The following is a 22,625-nucleotide window of genomic DNA, read 5'->3' as shown; positions in this document are numbered from 1 at the left end:
GCTCTCGTCCCTTATGCCATTGAGTCTGCTGGATTTAGACCTGATGGGTTGAAATCATCATCATCTTCACCATCTTCGTTTTCAAATGTCTTCTCACCGCGAACTTTGGCTAAATGCTTACGTTCAATAGCTTCAATTTCAGCAACTTCAACATAGTAATCTTTAGTGCGTTGGAAGCTATAAATGATCCAAGACGCAATCATGCCGACGCTGCCGACAATCACCATCCACCAGATATGCCAGATGAAAGCAAAACCAAACATCAATGAGAACAGACTGATAACCACACCCGCCCAGGTGTTTTTTGGCATATGGATGCGCTTATAACGCTCAGGTTCTTGGTAGGCTAAACCGTGTTCTTTCGCATAATGATGCTCATCACGATCATGGATCTTTGGCAATAGAGCAAAGTTATAAAATGGAGGCGGGGATGATGTCGCCCATTCCAATGTACGACCATTCCATGGGTCACCAGTGAGATCTACATTCTTCTTACGATCACGAATACTGACGTAAATTTGGTAGAATTGAACAGCGATACCTGCCGCAACAATACACACACCAAATGCTGCTACCCATAAGTAAGGTGCCCACTCTGGGTTATCTGCAACATTAAGGCGACGGGTCATGCCGTTAAAGCCAAGCACATATACTGGCATAAAGGCTACGAAGAAACCGACGGTCCAAAGTGCACATGAAATCTTACCTAGACGTTCATCAAGGGTGAATCCAGTTGCTTTAGGGAACCAGTAAGTTAAACCGGCAAAGTAGCCAAATAACGCACCACCAATAATTACGTTATGGAAGTGGGCAATAACGAACAGGCTGTTATGTAGTACAAAGTTGGCCGCAGGTATTGCTAGCATTACCCCTGTCATACCACCAATGGTAAAGGTGATCAAAAACGCAATCGTCCACCACATACTGGCACTGAATTCGACGCGGCCTTTATACATGGTAAATAACCAGTTGAAGATTTTAACCCCAGTTGGAATTGAGATAATCATGGTTGCAATACCAAAGAAGGCATTAACACTTGCGCCTGCGCCCATGGTAAAGAAGTGATGTAGCCATACAATAAATGACAACACCATAATAACCATTGTTGCCCATACTAACGATGTGTAACCAAACAAGCGTTTACGAGAGAAGGTGGCGGCTATTTCAGAAAAAATACCAAAAGCCGGTAATACTAAAATATAAACTTCAGGGTGACCCCATGCCCAAATCAGGTTGACGTACATCATCTGATTACCACCCATATCAGTGGTAAAGAAATGGGTACCGACGTAACGATCGAGGGTGAGTAAAGTTAGGGTGACGGTTAAAATAGGGAAAGCGAGGACAATCAGTGCGTTGGCACATAGTGATGTCCATGTAAATACTGGCATTTGCATCATTTTCATGCCAGGTGCACGCATACGAAGGATGGTAACAACAAAGTTAATACCTGTTAATAGCGTACCAATTCCTGATATCTGCAGCGACCATAACCAATAATCGACCCCGACCCAAGGATTGGCATCCATTCCTGAAAGCGGTGGGTAAGCTAACCAACCTGTTGCTGCAAATTCACCAATAAACAGTGACATGTTAATCAGAATAACACCAACAACAAATAGCCAAAAACTCAGGGAATTCAAAAATGGAAAGGCGACATCACGGGCACCAATCTGTAACGGCACAATAATATTCATTAACCCCACCACGAATGGCATTGCAACGAAGAAAATCATGATCACGCCATGAGCCGTAAAAATTTGGTCGTAGTGTTCTGGTGGCAGATAACTAGCGTCAATGGTTGAAGCCGCTTGTTGAGAACGCATCAGTATTGCGTCAGAGAAACCACGTACAAGCATCACCATTGAGACAATGATGTACATAATGCCTATTTTTTTATGATCGACAGAGGTAAACCATTCGCTCCATAGATAGTGCCACTTTCTTTGGTAAGTAATCAAACCAAGTAGTGCTAATCCGCCAATGATAACAGCCATCATCACGGGGAAAACAACGGGATCACTAAAAGGAATGACATCCCAATTTAATTTGCCGAAAATTGGATCCGCTTCGGCGTATACATCTCCTTTATAAGCCATTTTGGACTCCTGCGTGTTTTTCAATAATATCTTTAAATTTCAACGGTGGGACAGAGGCAAAATAGGTCACTGGATGAGGGGCCTTAATTTGCTCTTTCGCATTAGCGGTGAGTTGGTCATAAGTGGTGTTATTTAGAACTTGCTCAGAGGTTTTGACTTTTTGAATCCATTGGTCAAAATCGGCATCATTTACTGCATGAGCTTTAAAGCGCATGTTGGCAAAGCCATAACCACTATAATTTGCTGAAATACCGCGGTAAGAACCTTCCTGCTGTGCCATGAGGTTTAAACGGTTTTCCATACCAGCCATTGCATAAACTTGACTACCTAGCTGAGGAATAAAAAAGGAATTCATGGCGGTATCTGATGTAACTAAGAATTTCACTGGACGGTTAACGGGAAGGGCTATTTCATTAACGGTTGCAATTTGTTGTTCAGGATAAATGAAAAGCCATTTCCAATTCATAGCGACGACTTGAATGGTTAATGGCTCTTTATCTGAAACGATCTCTTTTCTTGGATCGAGAGCATAAGAGGTCTGATAGGTGATCCAACCTAATGCCAAAATGATAAGGCAAGGAACAGCCCAAACAATGACTTCTATTTTAGTGGAATGTTCCCATTCTGGCGTGTATTCCGCTTCCTTATTGCTATGACGATATTTGTAAGGAAAGTAAATCGACATGAATAACACTGGCACAATAATTATTGCCATCAGTAATACTGAAGTAATGATTAATGATGACTGTGCTTCGCCAATGATGCCTTTAGAATCGAACAGCACCATATTGCTGCTGGCAAAAAGAGCCACCACAAGCAATGTTACAAGTAATGTAAGAAGAATTATTATCATCTTCTTACTGCGGATTATTTTCATTTTTTCCTCCGTGAAACAGTTTACTTATACAAATCAACTGAGAACGTCAAATAACGGCTGACTGTGTTGTGCTTTAGTTAATTGTTTGTAATCATCCTGATTGCAAGTGTAACAAAAGATAACTGCATGATATATAATATTTAATTATTTTTTATAGTGAAAAAGTGCTTAGCTGTACGATTTTTAGCAGGTTGTTAGTTGATCAATTAATCTGCCTTTATCACCATAATTACTGATTTTCTCTATTTTTGATCAATTAACACTAGTAATAAAATGCTTATTTTAAATTACTGTATGAAAAATGTTAAAATTTATACACGCGTTGTATTTTTGAAAAAAAGTTTCAAGTTTGTTGTGTTTTTTGGGTGCTTTTTGGTTGTTTTTGTTGGTTGTGATAGGGGGCAAGACCGTTATAGGCTGCAAAATTAAGGATAATAGGTGCTGTATGCCATTTAGTTACTGTGCTGGAGACAGATATATTGGATACTGTAAATAATGATATTGATAGAGTAATACAGTTTTTATGACGCAAAAAATGACTATGGCTGATATTTCAAAGCAGCTTGGAATTTCAAAAATGACAGTGTCACGTTATTTTAATGGTGGCTATGTGTCAGAAGAAAATCGGATTAAAATTGATGCGATCGTAAAAGAAAATCACTATACCCCCAATAAATTTGCGCGATCAATTCGTAGCCAATCAAATATTATTGGTTTTATCGCACCAAGAATTGAATCTTATACCACCAGTTTAGTGATTAAAGGTGCACTAGCGGCAGCAAATGAATCAAATGCGCGTATGCTGTTTCATGCAACTGGATTTAGCCATGAGTCAGAACGTCAAGCAGTTAGCGAATTTAACGGTTTGAATGCATTAGGTACCATTGTTATTGCGTCAAAGCACAGTGTCGTAGAACCTTTTTATCAAGGATTAGAAAACCTGATCTTCATTGGTAAACAGAGCTCGCAACGTTGCTGTTTATATTATCCAGAACACGCTGCAATTACTGCATTGGTGACACAAACCCTGACTCAACTTCAACACCAACAGGCGCCAGTGGTTGCGATTGATTATATTTATGATCAGCGAATGCTCTCGAGTCGCACCCAGTTAATCCAAACCACTATTGCAGCAGCCGTGCCTCACTTGCCATGTTATCTACAACCTGTCACCGATTCTGAGCAAAAACACGCCTACCAAGACATCCAGTTACAACCTCAGCACGTGTATTTTTGCGCGACGGATAATATTGCCATTCGTTTATATCGGTTAGCCAAACAACAGCAATTGAAAATCGGCCATGATATTTGGGTGGTAGGCATTGGTGATTATGACTATAGCGATCTGTTAGTACCGAGCTTAACCAGTGTGAGTTTTAACTATTATCAGATGGGTTACCAAGCAGTAAAGAAGCTAATCAAACGTGATTTCAGCAGCTGTGAAGGTCAATTTGAGATAAAAATCAGAGAAAGCTCTCAGTTTATTTAAAAATATTTTGCATGTGATTAGCTTCGATCTTATCGTGTGTGTTATCGGTAACACATACAAAGAATGCATTGTACATTCTCTAAGGTCAAAGGGATGAATCACGTCAATAATGCAACATCATCGCCATTAATATGGTGGAAGGCCGCTACGGCTTATCAAATTTATCCACGCAGCTTCTATGATAGCAATCAAGATGGTATCGGTGATATTGCAGGGATCATTGCGAAACTTGATTATCTGGCTGAGTTAGGGATTGATTTAGTATGGATTTGTCCATTTTATCAATCACCTAACGACGATAATGGTTACGACATTAGTGACTATCAAGCGATTCATCCTGATTTTGGTAACCTTGATGATGTTGATCGCTTGATCAGTGCTGCTCATGAGCGTGGCATTCGTATCATTATGGATTTAGTGATTAACCATACAAGCGATGAGCACCCGTGGTTTATTGAATCTCGTCAGAGCAAAACTAGCCCTAAACGTGATTGGTACATTTGGCGTGATGGTTGTGAAGCAACGGCTGAAAAACCCACACTTGAGCCTAATAACTGGGAAAGTATTTTCCATGGCAGTGCATGGCAATATGATGCTGATACGGCGCAATACTACTTACACCTTTTTTCTAAAAAACAACCGGATCTTAATTGGCAAAATCCTGAAGTTAAGCAAGCGCTGTTTGCGATGATCCATTGGTGGTTAGCACGCGGTATTGATGGATTTCGTGTCGATGCGATCAGCCATATTCAAAAACAACCTGGTCTACCGTCATTACCTAACCCTAAGCGATTAGATCATGTGTCTTCGTTTGATTATCACATGAATGTTGATGGTATTGAGCAGCACCTTTATGAATTGCGCGATCAAGCTTTTGCACCATTTGATATTGTCACTGTGGGTGAAGCAAATGGTGTCGAGGCTCAAGATGCATTGACTTGGGTTGCTGAAGCGACTGCCACCGATAAAGGCGGCATTTTTAATATGATCTTCCAGTTTGAACACATGAAACTGTGGGCTGAAGAACAATCGCGTGATCAGTTTGATTTAGTGGAATTTAAGCAAATTCTAACCCGTTGGCAAAATGCATTAGAAGGCAAAGGCTGGAATGCGTTATACCTAGAAAATCATGATCAAGCGCGCAGTATTAATACTTTTGCCAATGTTAACCATTGGTATGGTAGCGCAACAGCATTAGCAGCTTGTTATTTTCTAATGAAGGGCACGCCGTTTATTTATCAAGGTCAAGAGATTGGCATGGTAAATCATCAGTTTACATCATTAGCTGAGTTTAATGATGTATCAGCCAAAAACTTGATCATTAAATTACAGCAGCAAGGGCAAACTGATGCGCAGATTTTAACTTTACTCAATCAAGTCTCGCGTGATCACAGCCGTTTACCAATGCAATGGAATAACACGCCGTTTGCTGGCTTTTCAGAAGTCACGCCGTGGTTGGCAGTAAATCCTAATTACAGTGAGATTAATGTTGAACAACAATCGCATGATCCGTATTCCATTTTTCAGTTTTATAAACAGCTAATCGCGCTTCGAAAAAATAACCACAGTTTGATTGTCGGTCGCTATCAATTGTTACTTGATAATGACACCAATATTTATGCCTATCAACGCATCAGTTCAGATCACACATGGACCATTATCACTAATTTAAGTGATAAAGAAGTAGTGGTTGATCTTGATAGCGACCAACTTGGGGAATTAGTACTCGATAACCAGACACCGAACAATGAAGCCACGCGAACAGATTTCACTACCACACATATTGCGCCTGCTTATGCCGCTTACGTGTTTGTAAAAAAACATTAATTGTGTTTATGGCAGGTCATTGATGACGTAAACCTGCCGTCTCAGTCAAGGAAATAGTTATGAGTAAATTGCTATCGTTTGATTTTTGGCAACGATTTGGAAAGTCACTGATCGTTGTTATCGCCGTAATGCCAGCTGCCGGTATTATGATTTCATTGGGTAAAGTGGTTGCCATGTATGCGGGAGGAATCGGTGCACTCGAAACCCTCGGCCATATTATGGAAAATATTGGTTGGGGGGTGATTGTTAACCTTCATCTTCTATTTGCGGTGGCAATTGGTGGTTCATGGGCAAAAGAGCGAGCAGGTGGTGCATTTGCTGCGGTGATTGCATTTATACTGATCAACCGTACCACTGGGGTTATTTTTGGCGTTAATGGCGCGATGATGACCGATCCTCATGCGACAGTAATGAGTTTATTTGGTACTGAGCTGCCTGTTTCTCAATTTTTTACGACTATTCTAGGCGCGCCAGCACTGAACATGGGAGTATTTATTGGCATTATATCTGGTTACTTAGGTGCTAATTTATATAACCGTTATTATGATTTTTCGCGATTACCAGAAGCGTTAGCGTTCTTTAATGGTAAACGTTTTGTGCCGTTTATGGTGATTGTGTATTCAGTGATCATTGCGTTTGGTTTAGCTGTCGTATGGCCATTAGTACAAGGCGCGCTTAACGATTTCGGTCAATGGATTGCAAGTTCAAAAGACAGCGCACCGATTATTGCTCCGTTTGTTTACGGTACGTTAGAGCGTTTATTATTGCCATTTGGCCTCCATCATACGTTAACTATTCCAATGAATTACACCGAGCTAGGTGGCGCATATCAGTTATTAACAGGGCCAAGTGCCGGTTCAAGTGTATATGGTCAAGATCCATTATGGCTTGCATGGGTGAGTGATTTAAACAACCTTAAACTGACCGATCCTACTACTTACCAGCATTTATTAGATACTGTACATCCTGCACGTTTTAAAGCAGGCCAGGTGATCATTGCTGCATCTTCTTTAATTGGTATTGGTCTAGCAATGTATCACTGTGTGGATAGTGATAAACGCCTGCAATATAAACCAATGTTCTTCTCTGCTTGTCTTGCGGTATTGCTAACAGGTGTGACAGAGCCGATTGAATTTATGTTTATGTTTGTTGCACCAGTACTTTATGTTGCTCATGCAGTATTAACAGGTTTGGCGTTTGCACTGGTGGATTTGATTGATTTACGTGTACATGCATTTGGCCTTATTGAACTGATAACACGTATTCCGATGATGATTTCTGCAGGGATTGGCGGTGATTTAATTAGTTTTGTGATGGTGTGTATTGCGTTCTTTGCAATTAACTATGCTTTATTCCGCTTATTAATTGTGAAATTTAATCTACCAACACCAGGACGCGCAGGTAATTACATTGATGAAAAAGCAGAAGGGATGTCACAAGACGACAAACTGGAAATCATCATTCAAAATTTAGGTGGTCGTGACAATATTGCTGAGGTTGATGCCTGTATGACGCGTCTACGTATTACTGTAAAAGATCCTGCATTAGTGGCTGATTATACACTATGGAAATCAACTGGCGCACTAGGACTGGTGATTAAAGATCAAGGGGTACAAGCGATTTATGGCCCAGGTGTTGATGTGATCAAATCAGGATTAGTGGATAAGTTTGCGATAGCATAATACTTGCCCAGAGACTGGATATTATCGATAAGCGCAGAAGATTATTGCTGCGCTTTTTTATCTCATATCGTATCGATAAGTGAATGATTTATGAAGTTATTGACCTTAAATACCCACAGTTGGCAAGAAGAAGATCAATATCAAAAGTTAGATATTGTTGCACAAGCTGTTATTGAGCAAGGGTGTGATGTGATTGCCTTACAAGAGGTTAATCAGCATTCACTAAGTGACATTATTAGTGATCAAATATTAAGTAATCACCCTGTGCGGAAGGATAATTATGGCTATTTATTACAACAAAAATTGGCTCAATTAGGACATCATTACCAGTTAACGTGGGATTTTGTTCATCAAAGTTACGAGGTTTACCAAGAAGGATTAGCTTTTTTAACGCGGTTGCCGATTGTTGAACATCGTGTGATTGATTTGAACGATAACTATGATGAAAGTAACTGGAAACATCGCCGAGCGGTACGCATTACCGTCGCTTATCAGCACCAGCATATTGATTTTTATAATTGTCATTGCGGGTGGTGGAATGATCAAGAAAGTCCGTTTGAAGATCATTTAAACCGTATTACAGCAACGCTATCATCACGATTAAGCTTTTTACTAGGCGATTTTAATAATCCAAGCCATATTCGTGATCAAGGCTACGATTATGCGTTACAGTGTAACTTAAAGGATTGCTTTGTATTAGCTAAAAGTAAAGATAACGGCACCACGGTGGTGAAAAATATTGATGGCTGGCAACAAAATAGCCAAGCTCTACGATTAGATTATATTTTTGCAAATCAGCCCGTTATCGTACCGCAACATCGAGTTATTTTTAATGGTGATTTTTATGATGTGGTCTCGGATCATTTTGGTGTGATAGCTGAGGTGAGTATATGTACAGACTGAAGAGTAATTAATAGTGCTATGATGGATAAAGAAGCTCAAATATATTTGATAATTTGAGCTTTTTTATGTTGTTATCTCATATCAACGTCTGTGATTTTGGCATCAATAAAGTAATGTTTGGCTTTAGGAACAGTGAAAGTAATCGGTTTTCCTTCGCGTTGTGTTTTAGGTCGAAAATAAGTATCTGGCATGCGGTTAATTGAGCGCCATATAGTGAAATCGTCCTGTGCTATTGTTTGGCCATTACTATCACTTAAGCGGATATTCAGAGTGACATTTACCACTGACTTTGAATTTTGGTTGGTTAGCATGGTGGGAATAGTCAATGTTCCATTGGTGTACTGCGCCGCAGTTAATAGTACGTCTAGGCCGCTGTTATTGAGTTGTTGAATAGGCTTATCGTTGCCCAGTTTAACTTCAACACCTTTTGAATCTTTAATCACTGGGATCGCTGTGGTTGCGATAACTGGAATTGCGGTTGTTGCCTTGAGATTAGGCTCAGCCGCTGGATCTTGAGCTTGGGGTTTATATTGCCAAGTAAAGTTGTCATGCAAAATAACTTGGCGACCATCATTGAGCGTGATGGTTTGATCTGTCGCTGATGCAGAAGTTGATGCGAGCAAAGCAATGGCGATGCCACATAGTTGTGTTTTTTTAAGCATTATCCTGTCCTTGACCTATGATACTTTTTAGACCGCAATTCTAACAGCTTTATCATTGAATAACGCTTGTTGTGTTATTGCGGCTAATACAGGCACAATATTATTGTTATTGGTGGTTTATACCATTAATAAATAACCTAATTTCTTTTGCTAATAATGCAATTAACTGGTCATTATCAAAGCGATAAATTTCATTTTCTATATATGTAAATGATTGATAAATAACTTGTTCTTGTTTAGATATATGTTCAAATAAATCAGTATGATGTGGCGATTTCTGTAACTTTTGCTGTAATAATGTCAGTGACGTAATTGCATGGTCTAGATTTGAACTAACACTAGGGTTTAGCGGTAGTGTCTGCTTATTTTCATTCAGTTGAGTTAAGATCCGTAAAATAATATTAGAGCTACGGCTACACAATAAAATATGACTGCTGGTTTGTGATTTACGGTGCGGTTCTCCAAGGTAACCCATCCAGTGATCAAATAAGTTGGTATCATTAACAACACAGTCTTGGAAGTGGCTTTGAACGATATTCAGCTGTGACTCTTGTTTATTTACTAAATATACTTGTAAACTTTTTAAGTAATCGATATAGCCGTTAATCGTTGTATTAAGTTGAGTTGGAAATGATTTCTTTTGCCAGCCTGGCGTTAAAATAAACACAAAAACGAGTGGAATAATCACCCCTAAGACGGTGTTATCAAGTCGTGGTAACATAATGTTATCGCCTTGACCATTAAGGGAAAAACCAGCAAATACAAATAAAGTTACAAAAAAGACCGCAAACCCATAATGACGGGCAGAGGTATGGAAAAATAATACTGCCGCAATACAAAACATAAACGGTAAAATACTGGTTGCTACTTGAAAGTGTAGTAATCCTCCCACCACAATTAAACCACAGATTGTGCCTGTTAGACGTTGCAGTAATCTTGTCCACGTCATTGATAAATTAGGGCGAAGAATCAATAAACTTGTCATCAGTGTCCAAAAACCAAAATCGAGATCTAATAAACGAACAACGATAAGGCCAGTGGTTAGACTTAATGCTCCACGCAGTGCATGACGAAAATAACTTGATTTCAACGTCATTTGACTGGTTAATTTGGCGGCAATTTCACGCCATTTCCAAGTTAATAGAATCGGCTTAGTGATAGTTGGACTCGTTAATGTATTTGATTGGTTTTTTAATTCACATAAAGACAGATAAATAATATCAAGTTTATTAATAAACGCTTGTGCTGCGATGATTTCTTGTTGTGCCTCTTTAGGGGCTTGATAACGACGTAATGCATCAAAATCAATGTCAGGTAACGCTAAATGGTGCACATTATTGACACTCACCAGTGCAAGATATTGGCTAATTTGTTGGTTAGCATGGTGGATATATTCTAACCATTGTGGGCAATGTTGTTTTAAAAGTGGTGTTGAAGTGAAATACATCAATCGTGTTTGTTCATTTATACGCTCTGCAATTTTTAGAAAGCGGTAAAGATCTTGTAATTTTGCGCTGTCTTCACCACAACTAAATTGCTGGTGGATTCGGTATTCAAGCGTGTGTGACAGGGTAGCTATTTGTGATCGTAATTGTGCAGATTGAATAAATAATTGATTCTTGTCTGTTGCAAAAATAAACCCTTGATCATGAATCATCAATTTTTTTGCAAGCGCCTGATATAAATCGGATAAAATATCTTTAGATTCTTGGTTTGGAAGAAAAATTATCGCCAAAGTTTGCCATAAAATATACCAAACAGCGCCACCCGTTAACCATAACGGTATCAACCATATTGGACGTCCATCAAGATGTAATAGCATTGCATAGATGGCTAATAGAATCGCAGCAAAACCAATCGCACCTAATCGTGGTGTTAGTACCGCTAGCATAAAAAGTGCAAAACTAACGACCGCTAATGATCCAATAAATAATAATGAGTGCGGAAAAACGATTTCAATACCTAAACTGATCAAGAAAAATAATGGTAGGGTAATTGAAAAATCTAAAATTCGGTATTTGGTCACACTTGAAGTATCGGCAAAGCCGCAGCTAATACTACCTAACGAGAATGCAATCCCCATGGTGACATGCCCCATGAGAAACAATGGAATAGAGCAGCTAATGAAACTAAGCGCTGCGATATTTGTTCTTAAATTTAAAAAGGTTCGTAAAAATGGGTAACGAAGTAAAATATTTGATTGAATCATTGTCGGCACGGTAGTTAATAAGAAATGCGCATGGTTCTAATTTATCGCTTGTTGGAATATTTATCCAGTGTGATGACGGGTTTTAGAAGTAAATTGTCTAAAAACAGGGATTTTGTCTGAGAACCCTATGTTTTATATGAAGATGTAATCTCTATTTAGCCTGTGGTTTATTTTTATTCATGAACAGTACAAATATCTCTACGAGTTGTTACTGCTGGTTAACGTCATAACGTTATATTCTTTTAATATCATTAATATAAGTATTACTGTATGTGAAAAATAATAATTAAGGATCTAGAGTTATTGGAAAATGATAATCAAAATAAAAATCATCAATAAGAATAAATTGTATTTTGCAAAAATAAATGGAAATTGATGAGTGATTTCTATTTTTTGCTTTAAAATCAATCGAATATGATTTTCTTATTTTTGATGCTTGGTTGGTTTAATATATGCATGTTTATCTGACCTTTATACAAAAGTCAGATGATGAAATATGATATTTAAAAAAGATAACAATTATCGACAAATAACATTTAGCATTATCACTAAATTAATGTTTTTTTGTATTGTATTTTTTTCTACAGCTATTCATGCTGCCCATTGGCGTGGAGGCGGTATAACATGGTCACCTGTTGCGTTAGACGCTGATGGAATCAAAAATGATGTGATTATTTCATTAAAAACCGCCTGTCATGTTAACCGCTCTGATTGTAATGGTAATCGAGTAACTGTTTCTGGAGGTTCAAAAACCTATCTTGGCGTAATTACTAATCAAATAATTAATGGTGAATATAAATTAGAAGTTTCAGAAACTCAGATCAAGGATATTGATGTAAATACAACGTATTTTGCTAATTATGGTAGTTGTTGCCGAATTAATTTGAAGAATAACTCTGGTGGTTCTTGGAATATACAATCGACCATTCTTGTTCAAGGTGGAAATAGAGCTCCACTTATTGATTTTCCAATTTTATTTCAAGTTCCTCAAAAAGACACTGACGGTTCGGTGCTAACAAATTATACAATTAAAATTCCAGCTTTAGATCCTGATGGCGATAATATTAAATTCCGTGTTGGTAACACAAGTGAGATGGGGGGCGGTGGTAATCCTCCTGGGTTAACGATTGATGAGAGTACTGGCGTTTTAACATGGAATAACTCTGGCACATTATCACCTGGATTATATAGTGCCGGTATTGTTGTAGAAGATGTTGATAATAATGGCGTTATTAAGTCTAAAACCCATTTTGATGTATTATTTAAATTAGTTGATAAGCCTGTTGTTAATTATATTGCTTTCACTGATAGTGAAGTTATTGTTAAAAAAGGAGACAGTTATACTTTTAATGTCACCGGAAATAATATTGATGTTATGAGCTTAGGTGACTTCTCTGGTGCTTTGGTTGAAACTGGGGTTGATGAATTTACCTTTACTCCAGGACCCGTTGGAACAGGGTTAGATCCAGGTATTTATCCAATGACTTTTCAAGTTGTTGATACTACAAATAATTTCGTTCATGGTTACTTTACTGTTACCTATATTGTTCCCGATCCTAATGCCCCTGAAATTCTAAATATTAATGGCGATAAATCTCTCTATATTATGGGGCTTGTTGCTTCTTTAGATGTTAACGCTGATGCCGTATCAACAGATATTGATAGTGTTACTCTTAATGGCGGTCAGCTTAAAATTAATGTTGCCTATAAAGATGCTGCAAACGAAATAACATTTGTTGAGTCTGTTGGTGATGGCGCAGGTGAAATTCGTGTTGATGCGCAAAACAAAGTTTATTATGAAGGGGTTTTATTTGGTGAAATTGACATTATTAATGATGGTGTAGGAATGCCATTGCAAATTAATTTTATTGATAATGCCGCTACAACGACTACAGCTTCTGCGTTAATGAAAGCAATTCGCTATCAAAATAATAGTGGTATTGTCGGCAATAGAGATATTAGTATTTATATTGAGGATGATACAGGGTTAAGTAATATCTATGCAATGTCTACGGATGTGCTACAAGGTGATATGGGTGATGCCTTATTAGCAGGCAATGATGCTTTTCATGGCGAAGCAGATAGTGACGGTAATTATATTATGGATCTTCGTTTAGGTACGCTATGGGATCCTAATATAAATGAACAAGATAAACTGGCATTAGCAGACGATAATGATAATTTAGCTGATGATGACGGTGTGACATTTTCTACTCCCTTTATCGATATTAATAACGATCTTGAGCTAACTATTGAAATTCAAGAGGAAGTTGATAACGGACGTCAACTACACGCTTGGGTCGATTTTAATCAAAACGGTGTCTGGGAAGTTAGTGAAAAAGTAATAAACGATAATAGTGCAATTGTTGGTAGTAAACTTTATTCAATTACGATCCCTAATAATACGTTGTTGGGTTATAGCTTTTTACGGGTTCGCCTTTGTAGTCTTAATACAAGTTGTGATACGCCCAACAGTATTTCTTATGATGGTGAAGTCGAAGATTATCGATTATATTTCTCTGATCTAATCGCTAACACAACTTGTGATGTCATTCTTAGAGCTGATTCGGTAGGAGGCAGTAATTCTGCCTTATCGCAATTAGACCCTGCCTCAAATCCGATGGCATTCACAACCCTGTCGTCACCAATTACTATACCTGGTCATTCTACTGTTACTGATATTAATAGTTTTGGTTTCAATCGTATCCTTGGATTATTTTATGGTGTCTTTTACAGTGGGGGTGATGCCTATTTATTTAATACAGACCGTATGGGAAATTCATTTATAGGTTTAGATGCAATAACGGCGAATGGTGCACAATCAATCACACATGCGACCCATGGTGTGATCAACTTTGCTGATGGCGATGCGTTAGCACTAACGGTTGGAGGTAATGCGATAGGTAATGTAACAATGGGTGATATCTCAACAGATGGATTATACCTTTATGCATCTTCACCGAGCTTAAAAGGGCTGATAAAAATAGCATTAGCATCTGGAACATTTGAGGTTATTCCGTTATCTCAATATATACACGATGGTGATATTGCTGTTAATACTGAAATTGATACGATTTTTGCAACTAAGATATCCACTGGTAAGTTATCGTCGATTACGACGCAAGGCATTGTTACTGAACAGAACATTATTTATAGCGGTGGTTTATTTCCTCAAGATAATAGCGGTGAAGCAATCTCTGGCGGTTTGATTGCAGATAAAAGTTATAATATTTATGCTTTTGTTAATAATGGTGATCATGATACGAACCAAGATGGCAGCTATGATTTAATTAATAAATCGGCTATTTATAAAATTAATGTATTAACAAGAAAGATGACCTTCTTTGCCGAAGGACAAGATATTAATATTGTTGACCAAGATATTGCCGGTTGTTATTACTCACGTGATTATGGTGATGCTGTTACTTCTTATGGTATTGCTGGTCATGGTTATCACGATAGTGCAAGTAATGGTAATCAAGATCTTGCTCTAGGTAGCTTATGGGACAGTGAATTAAGCACAAAGGAAAGCAGTGCGGCTAATGCAGATCTAGAAGATGATGGCGTCAATGTTCCTGCATCAATTACCGTGGGAATTCCTGCTCAAATTGCTGTTACTGTGCCAGCAAGTACAGGTTTCTTAAATGTGTTTGTTGATCTGAATGGCGACGGTGACTTTAATGATGCCGATGAACATATTGAAAATGATAAAGCCATTAGTCAGCAGACAACAAACCTTGAAATAACCATTGATCCGGCACAAACAGATTCTTATAACGGCGATAGCATTATGCGTTTTCGTCTCTGTAGTACCGCAGGTGCGTGTAATAGTTCTGCTAGTATAGCCGCTGATGGTGAGGTTGAAGATTACCAATTTAGGTTGATTAATCAGATTGTACTTAATGGTAATGTATTTGAAGACAATGGCTTAGGAGCAGCAACGGCAGCGCATGATGGAATGATGGACGGTAATGAAGTTGGTATACCTGGCTTTACGGTAAGGGCGTTGTTTAATGGATCTGTTGCTGCTGCTGGTTATAACCCTGGTGATGTGGTTGCAACTGACATTAGCGGTGGTAGTGGGCAATATAGTTTGATAATTCCTGTTATTCTTGCAGGTAAAAGCTTGAAGCTTGAGGTTGTTTCCCAAGCAAAATGGATTGATATTAGTGAAAACAACGGCAGTCATTCGCAAGTAACTGCTGGAGCAGTAACAGATAGCCAAATGGTTGTAATTGCGTCTGCTGGCGATAATCTGAAAAATATTAATTTTGGTAAAGTACAACAACCAGTGATGAATCCTGATAATTATTCCGAAGTAGAGCCTGGAAAAATGATTGCTTTTCATCACAACTTTAAAGCGAATACCAGTGGTAGCGTAACATTTTCTATTGTTGATAAAGCAGTTACTCCTGCAAATAGTAATTGGAGTACGGTGCTAAAACATAATGTAGATTGTGATGATCAACTTAATAATGATCAGACTATTCTAGGTAGTATAAATGTTGATGCTGATACCAACAAAGAAGTGTGTTTAGTTGTACAAGTATTTATTCCTGCAGATGCCTCACTAAATAGTTTATTTAACTACAATATTAAAGCGGTTATGGTTTTTGATGATGCCACCTCAACAGCGCATGGCGTGACCAAAACAGTGATTGATTCAGATACAGTGCGTGCTGTTTTTTCTGGTGCAGGAATGCTGAAGCTAGAGAAGAAAGTCGCTAATATAACCACATCAAATGGTAATGATATTAGTAATACTGCTAAACCGGGTGAAGTCATCGAATATACGATTATTTTTACCAACACTGGTAGTGGTAATATTAAAGAAGTGATGATCTTAGATACGGTGCCAGAACACACTTCACTTAATAGCTCTATTAATTGTACTGCAGGAACGATACCTGCTGGATTAACGTGTAACTTCATACCTGTCGCGCCTTTAAATACAAGTGGCTATCGAGGTAATGTTAAGTGGATCTTAACCGGAACATTAAGACCTGGTGAAAGTGGTAGTGTTGTATATCGCGTCAATATTGATTAAGTGACGTATTGGTAATAGTTAATAGTAGGAGTAATCGTCACTCCTACTATTATTTCATAGTATGGTTCACCCGATACTCTTATAGACAGCCAGCGCACCGCAAATAAAGCATAAGGTTAATGCACCATAGCGAATAGTTTCTTTTGGTAGTGATTGTGTTGTTTTGAGTGCTAACCAATATCCAGCCCATGCCGCTGGTAATAACGGCAGTGTTAGCCATAATTTTTCAATATTTAAAAAACCAACGGGTATTAATGTTGTTAGGGAAATAATAGAGCTAAAGACAAAGAAAGCAGATAAATTAGCACGTAACTGGTTAGCTTCTTGATGTTGCAGCAAAATAGCCATCGGCGGTCCACCAATCGCTGAGCTTGTACCAAACAGTCCAGAGAAAAATCCCGCAAAAACCATTCTTGTTGGTGTCGGCTCAATTCTAAAAGGCATGATACTAATAAAAACAGCTAATAATACTAATAAACCGATCCATAAAGATAAAGTCTGAGCTGATACAAAAACCAACAATGCGGCACCTGCCATTGAACCTGGAATACGGCCGAGGATAGCCATTTTTAGTCCACCAAGTTCGATAGATGAGCGATATTTTCTGCTATTAAGTAATGATATAAATAAAGCAACAAGACAGATAGGGGCGGGAACATATTGTGGTGCAACAATAATAAGAATAGGCGCAGAAATAATTGCTAGCCCAAATCCAATAGCCGTTTGTACAAACGAGCCTAAAAAGATCATAACAATGGCAAGTAACGTCGTTGATTCGATGATCATGGTAGTAAGCTTACGAAATGAGTAATTAAGTGATCGCAAAGTAATATCATTGGCGATGAAAGTAAATGATAACTTGCTGAAAGAGTTAACTTACTGCTGTTAAATTCAGTGGTGAGTGTTTATTGATAAACCACAAAATTGCGCTTGATCGATACAGTTAATCTGTAATTGTAAATTACTTAGCCATTGTTGTTGATTGATAGCAGACCATGCTACAGATGCTTGTCGTTCACCCGCTTGATAAGTGATAGTGTAATCAGCTGCTGTTAGTCCTTCGATCATGAAAAAACCATCAGTGTCTATTTTATAAGTAAGCTGGTGTTGGGTACTATTATTGAGAAAAGTGATTGTGGCGTTGGTGTGGCCATCAAAATTTGTGACGTAACCATCAACCCCAAAAATACGATTTAAGCTGACAGTGATATTGGTTACACCTCCTTTTTGAGTATTAATCAATAACGGATTAAATTGTGGCTGTAAATTTATATCAATGGTTTCAGGATCTAATGTTAATGCGACATTATCAGCAATAGCGACTCCTTCTATTTTAAACAAGCCATTAGTATCTGACATTGCCTGTTTACGGTAAACATTGACTTTAACATTAGGAATAGGGGTTCCTGTATGATCGATTATTTGCCCATTAATAGTCGCATAGCCATAATCATCAGGATTCATTGACGATAATTGCCAGTTATTCGATTTTGTTAGTTTAACGCCATAACTATAGCGGGCTGATACTGATATTGAATTAAGTGTTGTAGCGGTTGTTAACTTTAGCGCAGGGGTTAATTCAACAGAAAAAGCAGCCGACGCCGTTACATCTTTTCCATAAGACGCATTAAAGCTATAACTGCTGAGGTTTGAGGTTATAACTGATGGAAAAAAGCAATTATCACATTGGTAACGATAGTTAACATTATAGGCCAATTGATTATCTTGAGGTAAACGTAGAACGCTTAATTCTAATGCCTCAGAGGCACTTTTTATGTAGTTAAACGCAAGCGCGTATTCTGTATAAGAGGCTTTATTTGCACGTGTATCATTAATGGTAAATGCGCCAGATAGCATTGAATTAAATTGAGAACGAATAGTTACGTTGGTATTAAAATCTTCATCACTTTTGATCGCGTTAACCGTTAACGATGCCAGACTATTATAATATCGATATTCGAGTTGGCTAACTTGCTGGTTATTGTTGGCGGCAAATAAATTAGCGCGATTATAATTAATTTTTAAGTAATGATTCGCATAAAGATTGAAGTCTATTTCAGCTAAAATATCATTTCGAGGGGTGATCCAAGCAAGGCTGATACCGATATTTGAGGTTGGAATAGCGCGAAAACCAACAGTAAAATCGGTAGTTTCATTTGAATGGAAGGCACTGACTCCTAATGTCAGCTTATTCTGTAAACCATAACTAAAACGTGCACGTTTACGTTGCATATTGTCGATTTCACCTTGAATGGAATAAGCGAAATGGCCTTGTTTGAGAACGGATTCAGAGGTGTTGGCTATATGAATTTGCGTATCGACGATCTTTCCTATTCCAATGCGTTCTTTAAAATTAACCATATCACCGGGCATAACAGAAAAACCATCAACAATATATCTTCCTGAATTATTGGCTTGGACCGTTTTGATAAAAATGCCATTAACATATATGTCGACGTAAGCATCCGCGAGAGTCATCCTTTCATCATAAAAACGTCCTTCACCGTCACTTTCATAGTTAGTTAGGCTATAACCATTTTTAGTGTGGTAAATACTATTGGTCATTGATTCTGGAATGACAATATCGCCAATAGTTAAACTACTATCTGCGAAAATATTTTCATAGAAATAGCGGTAATAACTGAAAATATCATCGCTATTTGATTGCATTGATACATCAATAAATTGCTGGTTGTTGCGAAAAAAAAATCGTTCGCGACCTCTACGCGAAATTGTTGTTCAGTATATTGAGTGGTAAGTGATAATCGATTTTGTATCATTGTTGTATTGGTTGGTGGCGTTCGCGGTTGAGCGTTTTGACTGTTGAGCATTTGTGCTTTTTTAATAGAGATAGAACGTGCGAGATCAATACTTTCTTGCATATCTGTTGGCGAAAGATGACGAGTTTGTATTTTTAATATGTAGCTGTCGGGATCCCAATAAACACTGGCATTAAAACAAGTTCCAATATCTTGCCAATGTAACCAATATTGTTCTTCCTCATGCTGAACTGTTATCTGATGGCGTTTTTTATTTGATGATGTAAAACAATGACGTTTGTTGAAATTAATCGTTGTTTCATTATTCTCTGGTTTTAAAGCTACGTAATAATGGCAACGGTTATTGTTACATTTCTCTTCAAGCCCATAAAGTAAGGGGATTAAGGTTGATATATTTATATACGGCGTTTCATTATCGACAAGCACTCTAAAAAATGAATCATAACGTTCATTCGTTTGAATTTCGATAAATGCTTCTGATAAGTTTTCTGCATATAAGGACGAAGAAAAAAACAGAAACAGGATGTTATAAACATATTTCTTGTTGTTCATCATTAACCTTAATAGTTGTTTTTCCTTTGTAAGCAATATTGAGGTCGGATTGGCGAAGAAGAATTAATTGTTTATAAATGTTATCGTTTAATAACTCTATTTTTTGCTGGTAGCGAGAGTTATTAATTATCTTGAGCTTATTATTACTGCATTGAATGACAGCTTTAGGTTGTGGGGTGCTATCTTTCTTTTGATAATAAATAGGAATTGATGAATTAACGAGCATTGTTAAATCAAATGAGATAGAGTCATTATTATTTGCTGGAGAATTCACTTTCCTAATAACTTCTTGAGTAAATTTTAAATGGGTGCGGTATTCACCTTTTTCATAACTATTTGGTAACTCAGCAATGCGCAATCTGACAATTTTTCTTTCATTAGGCATTAACTTGCTAATAACAGGCGGGGAGACTCGAAGAAAAGGGGTAAGATCTTCCATCTCTGGTGTCATATTATTATGCCGAGTTTGGTACTCAGCCATTGGAGTGGCAATAAAAGAAGGGGAAATACGGACTCTAATTGGTTTATCTCCTGTATTTGAGACCAGAAATTTTTGAGTCGTATTTGCTTCTGCTGTAATCACTCTTAATGGCGCTATCTTCATATTGGCCATTGCATGGTGAGAGAAAAATAAAATGAAGATTAAGAATCTATACATTGTAATTCCTTTTTATTTTATATACTCAGCATGTAACATCAGTGATTTGATAAACTTTCCACTGCGCATTTTAGCCGGTATAATAATTGTTCCATCAATACTTAATTTTTTTGAATAGCCTTTCGAGTTAATAACGACTAAACCTTTAGAAGTAAAACCCTCTCTATATTTTATATCTTTAATGAAAATATGATTTTTTTCACTTTTTAGTGTGTCAATTTTAACATGAGAATTTGGCTTTCCTTTTAATTTAAAACTAAAACTTCCACTTTCAATATTATGTTTAGAAAATTTAACCTGTTGTGAGTAGCGGCTTTCAACAACAGTAATGACAATATTTTCTTGTTCAATAAATTCAAGCGAAAAAGCATTTGTACTTATAAAAAGGAAAGCGTATAAGTACTTATTGATAGACAACGGTAACATTAAATGATCCGGTATAGTTACCTACAGTGAGTGCTCCAGTGGCATTATCAATATCAGCAGTACCACCTGCTTTAACTTCTGTAGCACCGTTCAAAACCACTGATGCGTTATTTAGATTAATACCAACCACTGGAATTGTTTTTGTTCCATCAGTAGTATGGGTTAGGGTTGTTGTTGCTTCTGTCGAAACATCAACAGTTAAGCCATCATGACCACTCACTGTAAATGCTGCTGCACCGCCATCTGTTGTAGCGACAATAACATCTGTTGTTCGATCGGAGAATATCGTTCCAAAATCTAATGCGCTGGTTTGTGAAATAGATAGAGGAGGAATAATCTCAATGGTTGCTTGAATACTTCCTACTTCAGCTTGTGCTAATGATGGCATTATTGCTAACGTAACAAAAGCTAACTTCCTCATCGATTTATGCATAATATACCCTCTTGTTTGGATTGTTTTTCACTCTATTTAAAGTTAGTCGATGAAATTATGAAACTCAATCGATTAGCAGCGATACTTAAGAATAAAAAAATACCATTGGATAAAATAAAAATTCCACTCTTTCATAGAGTTATTTTATTCATCGATATGTTTGAGAGAAATAAATCACATATTCTTATTTATGAGAAAATGGAGGCAGTAACGGAATGAAAGATTTAATAATGAAACAATAAAAAAAGTAACAATACTCTTTTTATTGTTATCATTATTTGGGTTGTTGAAAGTTATTTTTCTATTATTTTTTCAACAAAATGAATATAGATGATTAATATCATATTAATACTAAATAAATGTAGTAAATATTCTGCATCTCTAGTATTTGATAATGTTTCACTAAAAATCATAGCGGCTGTGACGACAAATGATGAGATAGCTGATTTTATTAACCATGGACGATGTTTGTTCGTCAAAAATTCTTTTTTTATGATTGACATAAAAATGAATAAAAAAGGCAAACATTGTAAAACAATGACTGTAGGAAATAAAATGTCGAAAAATGGACTAAAAAATAAATGGCCTACTCGGCTATTATCCCAACTGTCAACAATACGATCATGCCACCCATTCCATGTTAAACCATAATAAGCCGTTTCAGGGTGAATTATACCTAGAAAAATTCCGACTATTTTATCAAGAAAGCCATTTTTTAACCAATACACAGCTAAAAAGATCTGTACAGGAATTATATATAAAGAAAGCTTTTTCACTCATTGTTATCCTAATAATAATGCAAGCTGAATAATAATGAATTATTTTCTTAATTCTTAATGAAAATGTGTCTTTAAATGGGAGCAATATCACAAAATTGACAAATAAAGAAAAATGTATTTATTCGATGAATACGGCAGAGCCGGTTATTGCGTCTATTTATTTAGATTGTGAATATAAGGTTGGATCTATTTAATATGGTGA

The 22,625-nt window shown here is 37.2% G+C and carries 16 protein-coding genes; 5 read left to right on the top strand and 11 right to left on the bottom strand.

What is annotated here, in order from left to right; genetic code table 11:
* Nucleotides 1-11: 11 nt before the first annotated feature.
* On the bottom strand, nt 12-2,099 hold the full coding sequence (gene cyoB / locus PMAL9190_RS07265) for a cytochrome o ubiquinol oxidase subunit I (RefSeq protein WP_087844562.1): 2,088 nt from the start codon (nt 2,097-2,099) through the stop codon (nt 12-14).
* Entirely contained in the window at nt 2,089-2,976 is an 888-nt protein-coding gene (gene cyoA, locus PMAL9190_RS07260; protein WP_087844561.1) for a ubiquinol oxidase subunit II, read from the bottom strand. The genes cyoB and cyoA overlap by 11 nt, the downstream gene beginning before the upstream one ends.
* Before the next feature lie 523 nt (nt 2,977-3,499).
* On the opposite strand from cyoA, the gene PMAL9190_RS07255 reads away from it, so the two are divergent.
* From PMAL9190_RS07255 to PMAL9190_RS07240, 4 genes are all read left to right on the top strand, one after another.
* A complete protein-coding gene (locus tag PMAL9190_RS07255; RefSeq protein ID WP_065176710.1) occupies nt 3,500-4,465 on the top strand; it encodes a LacI family DNA-binding transcriptional regulator in 966 nt (321 codons plus the stop codon).
* 93 nt (nt 4,466-4,558) lie between these two features.
* Nucleotides 4,559-6,292 (top strand): glycoside hydrolase family 13 protein, encoded by a 1,734-nt coding sequence (locus PMAL9190_RS07250; RefSeq protein ID WP_087844560.1) that lies wholly within the window; start codon nt 4,559-4,561, stop codon nt 6,290-6,292.
* 59 nt (nt 6,293-6,351) lie between these two features.
* Nucleotides 6,352-7,974: a PTS transporter subunit IIBC gene (locus PMAL9190_RS07245; protein ID WP_065176708.1), complete on the top strand. Its 1,623-nt coding sequence runs from the start codon at nt 6,352-6,354 to the stop codon at nt 7,972-7,974.
* 90 nt (nt 7,975-8,064) lie between these two features.
* Nucleotides 8,065-8,877: an endonuclease/exonuclease/phosphatase family protein gene (locus tag PMAL9190_RS07240; protein WP_200813383.1), complete on the top strand. Its 813-nt coding sequence runs from the start codon at nt 8,065-8,067 to the stop codon at nt 8,875-8,877.
* A 71-nt stretch (nt 8,878-8,948) separates the two neighbouring features.
* Here the strand turns inward: PMAL9190_RS07240 and PMAL9190_RS07235 are convergent, their stop codons facing one another.
* Nucleotides 8,949-9,539 carry a DUF3157 family protein gene (locus PMAL9190_RS07235; protein ID WP_087844559.1) on the bottom strand — a complete coding sequence of 197 codons (591 nt, stop codon included), beginning with the start codon at nt 9,537-9,539 and terminating at the stop codon, nt 8,949-8,951.
* Between the two features lie 106 nt (nt 9,540-9,645).
* The gene (locus PMAL9190_RS07230; RefSeq protein WP_235004315.1) at nt 9,646-11,748 is read right to left on the bottom strand and encodes an FUSC family membrane protein; all 2,103 of its coding nucleotides are present in this window, start codon (nt 11,746-11,748) and stop codon (nt 9,646-9,648) included.
* A 496-nt stretch (nt 11,749-12,244) separates the two neighbouring features.
* On the opposite strand from PMAL9190_RS07230, the gene PMAL9190_RS07225 reads away from it, so the two are divergent.
* Nucleotides 12,245-16,795 carry a GEVED domain-containing protein gene (locus tag PMAL9190_RS07225; protein ID WP_087844557.1) on the top strand — a complete coding sequence of 1,517 codons (4,551 nt, stop codon included), beginning with the start codon at nt 12,245-12,247 and terminating at the stop codon, nt 16,793-16,795.
* Nucleotides 16,796-16,861: 66 nt separating this feature from the next.
* On the opposite strand, the gene PMAL9190_RS07220 is transcribed toward PMAL9190_RS07225, so the two are convergent.
* From PMAL9190_RS07220 to PMAL9190_RS07185, 7 genes are all read right to left on the bottom strand, one after another.
* Nucleotides 16,862-17,581, bottom strand: a complete 720-nt coding sequence (locus tag PMAL9190_RS07220) for a sulfite exporter TauE/SafE family protein (RefSeq protein ID WP_087844949.1) — start codon at nt 17,579-17,581, stop codon at nt 16,862-16,864.
* Between the two features lie 105 nt (nt 17,582-17,686).
* On the bottom strand, nt 17,687-19,465 hold the full coding sequence (locus tag PMAL9190_RS07215) for a carboxypeptidase-like regulatory domain-containing protein (RefSeq protein ID WP_087844556.1): 1,779 nt from the start codon (nt 19,463-19,465) through the stop codon (nt 17,687-17,689).
* Nucleotides 19,390-20,127, bottom strand: a complete 738-nt coding sequence (locus tag PMAL9190_RS07210) for a hypothetical protein (protein ID WP_087844555.1) — start codon at nt 20,125-20,127, stop codon at nt 19,390-19,392. The genes PMAL9190_RS07215 and PMAL9190_RS07210 overlap by 76 nt, the downstream gene beginning before the upstream one ends.
* On the bottom strand, nt 20,102-20,785 hold the full coding sequence (locus PMAL9190_RS07205) for a fimbrial biogenesis chaperone (protein ID WP_087844554.1): 684 nt from the start codon (nt 20,783-20,785) through the stop codon (nt 20,102-20,104). The genes PMAL9190_RS07210 and PMAL9190_RS07205 overlap by 26 nt, the downstream gene beginning before the upstream one ends.
* A gap of 12 nt (nt 20,786-20,797) precedes the next feature.
* Entirely contained in the window at nt 20,798-21,211 is a 414-nt protein-coding gene (locus PMAL9190_RS07200) for a hypothetical protein (protein WP_087844553.1), read from the bottom strand.
* Nucleotides 21,189-21,644, bottom strand: coding sequence for a DUF4402 domain-containing protein (locus PMAL9190_RS07195; RefSeq protein WP_087844552.1), 456 nt, complete (start codon nt 21,642-21,644; stop codon nt 21,189-21,191). Before PMAL9190_RS07195 ends, PMAL9190_RS07200 begins: the two co-directional genes overlap by 23 nt.
* Nucleotides 21,645-21,937: 293 nt before the next feature.
* Nucleotides 21,938-22,420, bottom strand: coding sequence for a hypothetical protein (locus PMAL9190_RS07185; RefSeq protein WP_087844550.1), 483 nt, complete (start codon nt 22,418-22,420; stop codon nt 21,938-21,940).
* Between the last annotated feature and the right edge of the window lie 205 nt (nt 22,421-22,625).

It is taken from the genome of Photobacterium malacitanum (genome assembly GCF_900185615.1).
Taxonomy (GTDB): Bacteria; Pseudomonadota; Gammaproteobacteria; order Enterobacterales; family Vibrionaceae; genus Photobacterium; species Photobacterium malacitanum.
Note: the sequence above shows the minus strand (reverse complement) of the source record. Positions and strands in the feature narration are given on the sequence as shown.